Annotated in this window: 10 protein-coding genes and 1 pseudogene; 8 read left to right on the top strand and 3 right to left on the bottom strand. The window is 73.3% G+C overall.

The genetic code is table 11. The features are described 5' to 3' along the window. Positions 1-119 precede the first annotated feature (119 nt). Positions 120-560 carry an HIT family protein gene (locus tag ACGF5O_RS18940; protein WP_393810991.1) on the top strand — a complete coding sequence of 147 codons (441 nt, stop codon included), beginning with the start codon at positions 120-122 and terminating at the stop codon, positions 558-560. Positions 561-624: 64 nt separating this feature from the next. On the opposite strand, the gene ACGF5O_RS18935 is transcribed toward ACGF5O_RS18940, so the two are convergent. Next, positions 625-2016, bottom strand: coding sequence for a pyridoxal phosphate-dependent decarboxylase family protein (locus ACGF5O_RS18935; protein ID WP_393810990.1), 1392 nt, complete (start codon positions 2014-2016; stop codon positions 625-627). 136 nt (positions 2017-2152) lie between these two features. Here ACGF5O_RS18935 and ACGF5O_RS18930 point away from each other — a divergent pair, with 136 nt between their 5' ends. From ACGF5O_RS18930 to ACGF5O_RS18910, 5 genes are all read left to right on the top strand, one after another. After that, entirely contained in the window at positions 2153-2644 is a 492-nt protein-coding gene (locus ACGF5O_RS18930; protein WP_393810989.1) for a MarR family winged helix-turn-helix transcriptional regulator, read from the top strand. Between the two features lie 70 nt (positions 2645-2714). Beyond that, entirely contained in the window at positions 2715-3812 is a 1098-nt protein-coding gene (locus ACGF5O_RS18925; protein ID WP_393810988.1) for a sugar ABC transporter substrate-binding protein, read from the top strand. Between the two features lie 27 nt (positions 3813-3839). Continuing rightward, positions 3840-4619, top strand: coding sequence for an ATP-binding cassette domain-containing protein (locus ACGF5O_RS18920; RefSeq protein ID WP_393810987.1), 780 nt, complete (start codon positions 3840-3842; stop codon positions 4617-4619). Further along, complete coding sequence (locus ACGF5O_RS18915; RefSeq protein WP_393810986.1) at positions 4610-5818, top strand: sugar ABC transporter permease; 1209 nt, start codon at positions 4610-4612, stop codon at positions 5816-5818. Before ACGF5O_RS18920 ends, ACGF5O_RS18915 begins: the two co-directional genes overlap by 10 nt. A gap of 95 nt (positions 5819-5913) precedes the next feature. After that, positions 5914-8313 carry a SpoIIE family protein phosphatase gene (locus ACGF5O_RS18910; protein WP_393810985.1) on the top strand — a complete coding sequence of 800 codons (2400 nt, stop codon included), beginning with the start codon at positions 5914-5916 and terminating at the stop codon, positions 8311-8313. A gap of 43 nt (positions 8314-8356) precedes the next feature. Here ACGF5O_RS18910 and ACGF5O_RS18905 read toward each other — a convergent pair whose 3' ends face one another. Then, positions 8357-8767 (bottom strand): hypothetical protein, encoded by a 411-nt coding sequence (locus ACGF5O_RS18905; protein WP_393810984.1) that lies wholly within the window; start codon positions 8765-8767, stop codon positions 8357-8359. Between the two features lie 121 nt (positions 8768-8888). On the opposite strand from ACGF5O_RS18905, the pseudogene ACGF5O_RS18900 reads away from it, so the two are divergent. Then, positions 8889-9061 (top strand): annotated as a pseudogene (locus tag ACGF5O_RS18900) (prolyl aminopeptidase); the annotation flags it as partial. A 223-nt stretch (positions 9062-9284) separates the two neighbouring features. Here ACGF5O_RS18900 and ACGF5O_RS18895 read toward each other — a convergent pair. Next, the gene (locus ACGF5O_RS18895) at positions 9285-10304 is read right to left on the bottom strand and encodes an aldo/keto reductase (RefSeq protein ID WP_393810983.1); all 1020 of its coding nucleotides are present in this window, start codon (positions 10302-10304) and stop codon (positions 9285-9287) included. Positions 10305-10483: 179 nt separating this feature from the next. Here ACGF5O_RS18895 and ACGF5O_RS18890 point away from each other — a divergent pair, with 179 nt between their 5' ends. Then, on the top strand, positions 10484-11062 hold the full coding sequence (locus ACGF5O_RS18890; RefSeq protein WP_393810982.1) for a TetR/AcrR family transcriptional regulator: 579 nt from the start codon (positions 10484-10486) through the stop codon (positions 11060-11062). The last annotated feature ends 41 nt before the right edge of the window (positions 11063-11103 follow it).

Below are 11103 nucleotides of genomic sequence, written 5' to 3'. Positions count from 1 at the left end.
CCCGGCTCCCGGCTCCCGGCTCCCGGCTCCCGGCTCCCGGCTCCCGGCTCCCGGCTCCCGGCTCCCGGCTCCCGGCTCCCGGCTCCCGGCTCCCGGCTCCCGGGGAGGATACTCACCGCATGCCGACGCTCTTTTCCCGGATCCTCGCCGGAGAACTGCCCGCCCGCTTCGTCTGGCAGGACCCCGAGGTCGCCGCGTTCCTCAGCATCGCCCCGCTCACCCCGGGGCACACCCTGGTGGTGCCCCGGCGGGAGGTGGACCAGTGGACCGACGCGGACGGCGAACTGCTGGCCCGCTGCGTCACCGTGGCCCAGGCGATCGGCCGCGGGGTGCGGCGCGCCTGGGACGCGCCCCGGGCCGGACTGGTCATCGCGGGCTTCGAGGTGCCGCATCTGCACATCCATGTCGCGCCCGCCTGGGGCATGGCCGAACTCGACTTCACCCGGGCCGCCGTCGAGAAGGACGAGGCCGCGCTGGACGACGCCGCGGCCCGCCTGCGCACCGCGCTGCGCGAACTCGGGTTCGCCGAACAGGCAGGGCACGCGACGGACGGCGGCTGACCCGCCCCCGGTCAGCAGGAAAGCTGCGTACAGGAGATCCGCGCTCCGGAAATCCGCGGCCGGACTACCGGCCGGACTCCCGCGGCCCGCTCGGGTGTGTGACCAGCCGCTGCACCCGCTCGTGCAGGTCCTCGACGTGGTCCTCCGACTCCGGCTTCATGAGTACGCTGCGCAGGATCCGGGCGCCCTCCGCGTCCGCCGTGATCTTGGGGTGGCGGACGGTGAAGGCGGCGCGGTCGGCCTTGAGGGTGCTGAGGAAGACCGGGTCGGGTGCGGTCATGCCGTCGGCCAGGACGCGGGCGGAGGCGGCGTCGATCGCGGTGAGGGCGGCCGGCTCGGTGGCCGGGAAGTAGCTGACGATGTCCAGTTGGGGTCGCTGGTAGAGCTCCAGGGCGTCCGACGCCTCGATCAGGTCCGCCCAGCGCAGGGCGGCCCGGCGCCCGGCCGCCAGCACCTTGCCGAGGCCGTCGGGCGTGGGCGGCAGCAGCCGGAAGGTGAGCCACAGGGCCGCCGCCGCGGCACCGGCGCGGGAGCACTCCAGGCTGATCTCGCCCAGGTGGAGCTCGCCGGAGGTGAAGTAGGTGTAAGGCGAGTCGTGCAGGTAGAAGCGGCCGACCTCGGGGTCGCGGAAGAGGACGGCCCCGCAGCCGTACGGCTGGAGCCCGTGCTTGTGCGGGTCGATGACGATCGAGTCGGCCCGGGCGAGGGCCCGCCAGGGCTCGGGCTCCAGCCCCTCGGGGCCGTCGGCGCCGACGAGGAGCGTGAAGAAGCCGCCGTAGGCCGCGTCGACGTGGACGCGGACGCCGTGCCGCTCGGCGAGCGGCAGGATCTCGTGGACGGGGTCGACGGCGCCGAGCCCGGTGGTGCCGGCGGTGACGACGACGGTGCCGACGTCACCGGTCTCCAGCACGTCCGCCAGCGCGTCGACATCCATCCGGCCCCGGTCGTCGGTGCGGACGGGGTGGCTGGTCATGTCCAGGACGTGGCACATGCGGCCGTGCGTGTAGTGCGCGTCGGCGCTGTGTGCGACGCCCCGGCCGGGGTGGAGTTCGCGGGCGACGAAGAGGGCTTCGAGGTTGGCGATGGTGCCGCTGGTGGTGAGATGGCCGAGGTGGTGGGCGTCGTAGCCGAACATCGCGGCGAGTTGCGCGACCGCCTCGCGTTCCATCGCCGCGGTGGCGGGGCCGCCGTCCAGGGCGTGGTTGTTGGGGTTGATCAGCATCGCGGTGAGGTGGCCGACCACCGCGGCGGGGTGCGGGGGCTTGAGCATCTGGCCCGCGTAGTGCGGGTGGAAGAAGGGGTAGTTGTCCTTCAGCCGGTCCGTGAACTCCGCGAAGACCGGCGCGAAGCGGTCGTCGGCGACGTCGAGGGACGGGTGGGAGCGGTAGGGGCCGAAGGTGTCGGCCCACTCCTGTATCGCTTCGGTGGCTCGGCCGAGCCAGTGCTGCAGATCCACGGGTCCGCCTTCCTCTCGTTTCGCGGGTGCTCCTCCACCGTACGATTTCATTGACTAGTCAGCAATTGATTGATCAGCGATTGAGACGGCGGCGACTGCCGTGGCAGTGGCTGCGATCGCAGTAAAGTCGCCGGCGATGAACCCCACACCCCAGCACGACGACGAAGCCGCCGCCCGCGCCGCCAACAGCCCGCTCGTCCGGGACTTCGGGCTGCTGATCAAGTCCGCCACCCGGCTGGAGCAGCGCATCGACAGCGCGCTGCGCCGCGAATGCGGGATCAGCCACACCATGCTGGAGGTGCTGATACGGCTCTGCCGCCGGCCCGGCGAGGAGGTTTCCCAGCGGCAGTTGGCCGACGATCTGACCCTCACCAGCAGCGGCACCACCCGGCTGATCGACCGCATGGAGGAGGCCGGTCTTGTCCGGCGCGCGCCGTCCCCCGGAGACCGGCGGGTGGCGCTGGTGGAGCCGACCGACGAGGGGCGCACGGTGTTCCTGGGCGCGGCGGCCGTGCACGCCCGGGTGGTCGAGGAGTTCTTCGTCCGGCCGCTGGCCGCCGACGACTACATCCGGCTGACCGCCGCGCTGGGCACGATCGACCAGGCGCTGCGGGAGGAGACCGGCTGACCGCTTGGCTACCCTGACATCAGACCCCCATAGAGGGTGATTTCAGGCGGAACCCCACAAGGAACGGAAGATGGGTCTCGGTGTCGACGCTCCGAAGCGCAGGCGTCTGTTCCGTGCGGCCGTCGCGGTCACGGTCGGCGCCGGACTGGCGCTGACCGGTGCCTGCGGCGGGGGTGGGCACGGCGACGGCGACGGCCTCAGCGTCGGTGTGCTGCTGCCCGGCGGCGGGGCCTCCCGGTTCGGGCAGTTCGACCAGCCGCTCATCGTGCGGAAGCTGAAGGAGCTGTGCCCGCACTGCCCGGCACCGGCCGTCGCCGCCACCTCCGAGCCGGACGTCCAGCAGCAGCAGCTCGACGCCATGATCACCCGGGGTGTGGACGTCCTGATCCTCGCCGCCATCGACCCCAAGGCGCTGCGCTCGTCCGTCGAGGCCGCGCACCGGGCCGGCATCCCGGTCGTCGCCTACGACCGGCTCGCCCAGGGCCCGATCTCCGGTTACGTCACCTTCGACGGCGCGGCGATCGGCAGGCTCCAGGGCGAGGCGCTGCTCAAGGGCATGGGCGCGAAGGCCGACGGCGGCCAGATCGTCATGGTGAACGGCGCCGCGATCGACCCGAACGCCGCCTGGTTCGAACAGGGCGCGCTCTCCGTGCTCCGGGGCAAGGTGAAGATCGGCAAGTCGTACGACACCGCCGGCTGGCGGCCGGAGAACGCCTTCGCCGACATGACCGGCGCCATCGCCGCCCTGGGCCCCGGGCACATCGACGGCGTCCTCGCCGCCAACGACACCCTCGCCGGTGCCGCGATCTCCGCCCTCGACGCCAGTGCGGTCCGGCCGCTGCCCCCGGTGACCGGTCAGGACGCCGACCTCTCGGCGGTGCAGCGGATCGTCGCGGGCCGGCAGTACATGACCGTCTACAAGTCCTACCGGGCCGAGGCCGACGCGGCGGTCGAGATGGCCGTGGCGCTGGGGCGCGGCGAGCCGGTCGGGTCCCTCGCCACCGTCGACAGCGCGACCACCAGGGGCATCCCGTCGGTGCTGCTGCCGTCGTCCTCGGTGACGGTCGGCACGATCAAGGACACTCTGGTAAAGGACGGTATATACACCATCGACCAGATATGCATCCCCAAGCTCCGGTCCGCCTGTGCCCGGGCCGGACTCACCTGACGCCTCGCGGAGGAAGGAGGTGGCCCCTTGGTTCAGCCGCTGCTGGCGCTGCGCGGCGTCTCCAAACGTTTCGCCGCCGTCCAGGCACTGGCCGACGTCGAGCTGGAGATCCGGGCCGGGGAGGTGGTCGCCCTGGTCGGCGGCAACGCCGCCGGCAAGTCCACACTGGTCAAGGTGATCTCGGGGGTCCTCTCCCCGGACCGGGGCGTCATCCTGTGGGAGGGGCGTCCCGTCCAGATCAGGCGCCCGCACGACGCCCGTGCCCTCGGGATCGCGACCGTCTACCAGGACCTCGCGATGTGCGGGAACCTCGACGTCGTAGGCAACCTCTTCCTCGGCTCGGAGATCCACCGCTACGGCGTCCTCGACGAGGTCGAGATGGAGCGCCGCACCCGTGAGCTGCTGCGGACCCTGCCCATCGACATCCCCGACGTGCGGGCGCCGCTCGCCACCCTGTCCAGCGGCCAGCGGCAGGTCGTCGCGATCACCCGCTCGTTCCTCAGCGCGCCGCGGCTGCTGCTGCTCGACGAACCCACCGCCTCCCTGGGCATCGAACAGACCAACCAGTTCCTCGACCTCGTCGAGGAACTCCGCGACCGGGGCACCGGGGTGCTGCTGATCAGCCACAACATGGGGGACATCAAGGCCGTCGCCGACCAGGTCGCCGTACTGCGCCTCGGCCGCAACAACGGTCTCTTCGACGTGGGCGTGACGTCCCAGGAGCAGATCATCGCCTCCGTCACGGGTGCCTCGGACCGCTCCGGCCGGGACCGTCCCTCGGCGGACCCGGAGGAGCGATGGTCGTGAGCGGGCGGCCCTCCGGACGGCTCAGGGACTGCGCGGGTACCGCCCAACGCCGACTGCACGAGGGCGGCCTCGGCCCGGCGCCGGTGCTGCTCGCCCTCGCCGTGATCTGGGCGGTCTTCCAGGCCCTCAACGCGAACTTCCTCTCGCCGCGCAACCTGTCCGTGCTCAGCGTGGACATCGTGGGGACCGGCCTGGTCGCCGTCGGTGTCGTCTTCGTGCTGCTGATCGGCGAGATCGACCTGTCGGTCGGCTCGCTCGCCGGCCTGTCGGGCGCCCTGTTCGCGACGCTGAACGTGAACCACGGGATGCCGGAGGGGCTCGCCGTGCTGGTCGCGGTGGCGGTGGGCGGGGCGGCCGGGGCCTTCCACGGGTTCGTCTTCACCAAGACCGGGGTCCCGGCCTTCGTGGTGACCCTCGCGGGGCTGCTGACCTGGAACGGTCTGATGCTCTACCTGCTGGGCACCGAGGGTTCCATCGGCTTCAGCGGGGACGGTCTCGTCGCCATGCTCACCAGCCGCCACTTCACGACCGCCGGCGCCACCTACGGCCTGGCGGCGCTCGCCACGGCGGCCTACCTCGGCGTCTCCCTCCACGACCGCGGCCGGCGCGCCGCCGCCGGGATGCCGTGCCGCCCGGCGGCCGAGGTCTGGGGCCGTACGGCCCTGCTCGCCGTGGCCGCCTTCGCCGCCGCGTACGTCCTGGCCCGGTTCGAGGGCCTCCCCCTCGCCCTCCTCGTCTTCCTCGCCGTCCTGGTCGCCTCCGACCTCCTGCTGCGCCGCACCACCTACGGCCGGCAGGTGCACGCCCTGGGCGGCGGCGCGGAGGCGGCCCTGAGAGCGGGCGTCAACGTGGCCCGGGTACGGGTCTCGGTGTTCCTGGTCTCGGGCGCGCTGGCCGCGGCCGGCGGCCTGTTCGTGGCCTCCCGGCTCACCTCCGCGACCCCGGTGGCGGGCTCCGGCATGCTGCTGATCAACGCGATCGCCGCCGCCGTCATCGGCGGCACCAGCCTCTTCGGCGGCCGCGGCTCGACCTGGTCGGCGCTGCTGGGCGTCCTCATCATCCAGTCGATCGCCTCGGGCATGGCCCTGCTGGGCGTCCAGCCCTCGGTCCAGTTCATGATCACCGGCGGGGTCCTGCTCATCGCGGTGGTCTTCGACGCACTGGCCCGCCGGACCGTGGCGGCCCGGGGGCGGGCCTAGGCACGGCCCGGCGGCCCGGACCGGGAGCACCGTCGGTTGAAGGGGGCACGGCGCGGCGCGATCCTGGGAGGGGTACCCGCACAGCCGGAGGCACCATGGACGGTCGCGTACCGGAGGACCTGGCCGTCGTCGTCGACGCCGACGGGGCGGTCCTGGTGTGGAGCACGGGTGCCCGGCGGCTGCTCGGGTACGAGCCCGCCGAGGTCGTCGGCCGCTCGGTGCAGACCCTGCTCGCCACCGACCTGCCCGTGTCCGCGCGCCGCCACCTCACCGACGGGCGGCGCTGGTCCACCGAGGTGGCGCTGCTGCACCGCAACGGCGACCGGATCGTCGCACACCTCCGGGGCATTCCGCTCGACGCCGGCACCGGCCGCCCGCTGTGGCTGGTGACCGGTGCCGTGCCGGCGTCCCTGTCCGGACGGGACCAGCCCGGGGCGGATCCCCTGTGGGACCTCACGCTCGCCCAGCTGCCGATGCCGGTGGCGATCTACGACCGGGCGGCCCGGCTCGTCTCCGCCAACGACGCCATGACCCGGATCATGGGCCTGCCCGTGGAGGAGATGCGGGGCAAGACCCTCTCGGAGATCGAGGCCAGACAGCCGTGGATGGAGTACGACCGCCTCCAGCGGGAGGTCCTGCGCACCGGGAAGCGGATGTTCCTCGAGGAGCAGAGCCAGGCGCCCGGCGAGATCCGGGAGCACTCCTGGTCGATGTACTTCTCCGCGCTGACGGACGAGACCGGCGCCGTGCAGGGCCTGTCCGCGGTCGTCTTCGACACCACGGAGCAGTACTGGGCCCGCCGCCACCTGGCCGTCCTCAACGACGCCGGCATGCGCATCGGCACCACCCTGGACGTGACCCGCACCGCCGAGGAACTGGCCGAGGTGGCCGTCACCGGCTTCGCGGACTTCGTCACCGTCGACCTGCTGGAGTCCGTCGCCCTCGGCGACGAGCCGGAGCCCCTGACACCGGGCGAACCGGTCGCCGTGCGCCGGACGGCCCAGCGCTCGGTGCTGGCGGGCTGCCCGGAGTCCGTGGCCGACCCCGGCGACGCGTTCCGCTACCCGGTGAACACGCCTCCGATGCGGACGCTGCTGGCCGGCCACGGCACCCGTCACCGGCCCGGCGACCCCGGCATGCAGGAGTGGCTCAGGACCTCCCAGGCCCGCGCCGAGTCCGTCGCCCGGCACCGGATCCACTCGGTGCTGATGGTCCCGCTGCGGGCCCGGGGCGTCACCCTCGGCCTCGTCCACTTCCTGCGGCACCGCACGCCCGAGTCGTTCACCGAGGACGACCAGCGGCTCGCGGAGGAGATCGTCGCCAGGGCCGCCGTGAGCGTGGACAACGCCCGCCGCTACACCCGCGAACGCCGCACCGCGCTCGCCCTGCAGCGCAGCCTGCTGCCCGGCCGGCCACCGGGCCTGGCGGCGACGGAGGTGGCCTACCGCTACCTGCCTACCGGGTCCGGCGCCGACGTCGGCGGCGACTGGTTCGACGTGATCCCGCTCTCCGGTGCCCGGGTCGCCCTGGTCGTCGGCGACGTCGTCGGCCACGGCATCCGCGCCTCGGCCACCATGGGCCGCCTGCGGACAGCGGTCCGGACGCTGGCGGACGTCGACCTCGCCCCAGACGAACTCCTCACCCAGCTGGACGACCTGGTCATCCGGCTCGACCGCGAGGAGGGCCCGGAGGCGCCCGGCCGGGCGGATACGGCGTCGTCCGGGGACGTCGGCGCGACCTGCCTGTACGCCGTGTACGACCCGGTGTCCCGCCGCTGCACCATGGCCCGCGCCGGTCACCCGCCGCCCGCCCTGGTCACCCCCGACGGCGAGGTCCGCCTCCTCGACCTCCCGGCCGGACCGCCGCTCGGCCTGGGCGGCCTGCCCTTCGAGTCCGCCGAGGTGGAGCTCGCCGAGGGCAGCATCCTCGCCCTCTACACCGACGGCCTGGTGGAGACCGCCGACCACGACATCGAGGTGGGCCTCGGCCTGCTCCGCCGGGCCCTCGCCGACCCCGCCGCGCCCCTGGAGGAGACCTGCGACCACGTCCTGCGCACGGTCCTGACCGACCGCCCCGCCGACGACATCGTCCTCCTGCTCGCCCGCACCTCCGCCCTGGACACCGCGAAGGTCCGCACCTGGCAGCTCCCCCGGCACCCGGCCGCCGTCGCCGGCGCCCGCAAGGCCGCCTGCGCGCAACTGGAGGCCTGGGACCTGCCGGACGCGGTCTTCGCCACCGAACTGATCGTCAGCGAACTCGTCACGAACGCGGTCCGCTACGGCGACGGCCCGATAGCCCTCCGCCTGATCCGCGACGCCTCCCTCATCTGCGAGGTCTCCGACGGCAGCAGCACCGCCCCGCACCTGCGCCGGGCCCGCGTCTACGACGAGGGCGGCCGGGGCCTGCTCCTGGTCGCCCAGGTCTCGGAACGCTGGGGCAGCCGCCAGACCCCCGCCGGCAAGACGATCTGGGCGGAACAGCCGCTCCCGGCGTAGACCGCGTGACCTACTGCGTGACCTGCCGGGTGACCTGGGTGGCCTACCGGGTGAGCGGCCAGTCGTGCCGCAGGGTGTCGGTCAGGGCGGACACGACGGCCGAGGCGACGGCGGAGGCGACGAAACTCCCCACCATGACCAGCGCCACCCCGACCATGAACAGCCCACTGGCGTCGTCCGCCCAGTCGACGTAGGCGGCGAGCGTCAGCCCCACGGTCGTACCGCCCACGGCGGCGGCACTGTGGCCCCGGGCCGCCGCGCAGCACACGGCAGCCAGCAGGGTCGCCACCAGCCCGGCGACCTGCCACACCTCGTACGGCCCGCTGACCGACCCGTCGGCCCGCACGTCCTGGTCCTGGTCCCACCCCAGCCAGGCGGCCCAGGCCACCACCGACGCCCCGGCCAGCACGAGTGCCGGCACCACCGCCCGGAAAACGGTCCTCTGAAGTCCCATGCCCCCAGCGTTCCGGCCGGGACGGGCGCCGGACAGAGTGCGGATACTCAGACCGACCCGAGTACGCGGGCCGGTACGGAGACCGCCCGACGGACGCGGCGGGCCCTCACGATCTCCTCCGGCCGGCATTCCGGGAGTGCTGTTCCACGGCCGGCTGGACATCGGCAGCCCCCCCTGAAGACCGCGTGGGAGCGGGCGAAGGTCTGGCCGGACGCGGAGCTGAAGGTGATCGACGACGCGGGGCACACCGGCAGTCCCGCGCTGCACGGGACGGCCCTGGCGTCGATCGCGCGGTCGGCGAAGGAGGCTGACCGGGGGCAGGACCGGGGGCCGCCTGCCCGGGAGCCCGTGAGCCCGTGGGGCCGCGGGGCCGCGGGGCCGGGAGCCCGTGCGGCCATGGGGCCGTGAAGCCGTGAGCCCGGGAGCCCGTGGGGCCGCGGGGCCGGGAGCCCGTGCGGCCATGGGGCCGTGAGGCCGGGAGCCCGGGAGCCCGTGGGGCCGTGCGGCCATGAGCCCGTCAGCGGCGGCGCAGGGGCGGGTCGAGGAGGGCGGGCGGGGTGTCGTACTTCTCGTGTGCGGCCAGGTCGGTGCCGGGGGCGACGATTGCGTCGACCGCGTCCAGGACGTCCGCGGAGAGCACGGTGTCGGCGGCGGCGAGCTGGGAGCGCAGGTGGTCCTGGGTGCGGGGGCCTATCAGGGCGCTGGTGACCGCGGGGTGTGCGGTCACGAAGCCGAGGGCGAGCTGGATCAGGGTCAGCCCGGCCTCGTCGGCGACGGCGGCCAGTCGCTCCACGGCGTCGAGCCGGGCCTGGTTGGCGGGCAGGGTGAGGTCGAAGCGGTCGGGCAGCATCGTCGCCCGGCTGGTGGTGACGGCCCGGCCCCTGCGTACGGCGCCGGACAGCCAGCCGGAGGCCAGCGGGCTCCACGCGAGCACGCCCATCCCGTACTCCTCGGTCACGGGCAGGACATGGGACTCGACGCCCCGCTGGAGGAGGGAGTAGCTGGGCTGTTCGGTGACGTACCGGCTCAGGCGGTGCTCACGGGCGGCCCACTGGCCCTGCACGATCCGGTACGCCGGGTAGGTCGAGGAGCCGAAGTGGCGGATCTTCCCGGCACGTTGCAGGTCGGTCAGCGCCGAGAGGGTCTCCTCGTCGCTCGTGGCCGGGTCCCAACGGTGTATCTGGTAGAGGTCGACGTGGTCGACGCCGAGCCGCCGCAGGCTGTGCTCCAGCTCGGTGACCAGCCATCGCCGTGACCCGCCCCGGTGGTTGGGCTCGTCCCCCATCGGCATGCCGGCCTTCGTGGCCAGCACGATGTCGTCCCGGCGGCCGGCGACGGCCTTGCCGACCATCTCCTCCGACTCGCCCTGCCCGTACATGTCGGCGGTGTCGATCAGATTGATCCCGGCCTCCAGGGCGGCGTCGACGATCGCGGTCGCCTCCTCCTGGGTGGTCCGGCCGATCGCCCCGAAGTTCATCGCGCCGAGCCCGAGCGCACTGACCTGCACACCGGTACGGCCCAAGGTGCGGTACTGCATGGCTGATTCTCCTCACACGACACGCATGACGCCCATGACGCCCATGACTCGCGGAACACAAGCGGGACGACGTCCCGTTTCGTGTCTTCGACAATACGGAACACTGTCCCGTTTCGCAACGCCCCGATAGAGTGACGGCAGTCGGAGCACCCGACGGAGCACCCGACGGAGGACGCGCGATGAAGGACGAGGAGCAGTCGGTCAGGCCCCGGCGGGCGGACGCCCGGCGCAACGAGCTGACGCTGCTGGAAGCCGCCGCGGCGGCGTTCGTCGCGTCCGGCGTGGAGGCGCCGGTGCGCGACATCGCGGCCCGCGCCGGCGTCGGCACGGCGACCATCTACCGGCACTTCCCGACCCGCGCCGACCTGATCATCGCCGTCTACCGGCACCAGGTGGAGGCCTGCGCCGAGGCCGGCCCGACCCTGCTGGCCGAGGCCCCGAGCCCGTACGACGCGCTGCGCCGCTGGATCGACCTGTTCGTGGACTTCCTCGTCACCAAGCACGGGCTCGCCGCGGCCCTGCGCTCCGACCAGGCGGGTTTCGACGCCCTGCACGCCTACTTCCTGGACAGCCTGGTCCCCGTCTGCACCCGGCTCCTCGACGCGGCGGCCGAGTCCGGCGAGATCCAGACCGACCTGCCCGCCATCGAGCTGATGCGCGGCGTCGGCAACCTCTGCATCGGCGCGGAGAACGACCCCGGCTACGACGCCCGCCGCCTGGTCGGGCTGCTCGTCACGGGACTGCGCCGCACGGCGTGACGTGCCGGGATCGATAGGGTCTGCGCACCTGATCAGCTGAG

The organism is Streptomyces sp. NPDC048291, assembly GCF_043201715.1.
Lineage (GTDB): Bacteria > Actinomycetota > Actinomycetes > Streptomycetales > Streptomycetaceae > Streptomyces.
This window is presented reverse-complemented; position numbering and strand designations above follow the sequence as displayed.

Bases quoted from the DNA above. Each gene is read 5' to 3' on its own strand.
- ACGF5O_RS18915 (WP_393810986.1), top strand. From the start codon at position 4,610: ATGGTCGTGAGCGGGCGGCCCTCCGGACGGCTCAGGGACTGCGCGGGT.
- ACGF5O_RS18940 (WP_393810991.1), top strand. From the start codon at position 120: ATGCCGACGCTCTTTTCCCGGATCCTCGCCGGAGAACTGCCCGCCCGC.
- ACGF5O_RS18895 (WP_393810983.1), bottom strand. From the start codon at position 10,304: ATGCAGTACCGCACCTTGGGCCGTACCGGTGTGCAGGTCAGTGCGCTC.
- ACGF5O_RS18925 (WP_393810988.1), top strand. From the start codon at position 2,715: ATGGGTCTCGGTGTCGACGCTCCGAAGCGCAGGCGTCTGTTCCGTGCG.
- ACGF5O_RS18930 (WP_393810989.1), top strand. From the start codon at position 2,153: ATGAACCCCACACCCCAGCACGACGACGAAGCCGCCGCCCGCGCCGCC.
- ACGF5O_RS18890 (WP_393810982.1), top strand. From the start codon at position 10,484: ATGAAGGACGAGGAGCAGTCGGTCAGGCCCCGGCGGGCGGACGCCCGG.
- ACGF5O_RS18910 (WP_393810985.1), top strand. From the start codon at position 5,914: ATGGACGGTCGCGTACCGGAGGACCTGGCCGTCGTCGTCGACGCCGAC.
- ACGF5O_RS18905 (WP_393810984.1), bottom strand. From the start codon at position 8,767: ATGGGACTTCAGAGGACCGTTTTCCGGGCGGTGGTGCCGGCACTCGTG.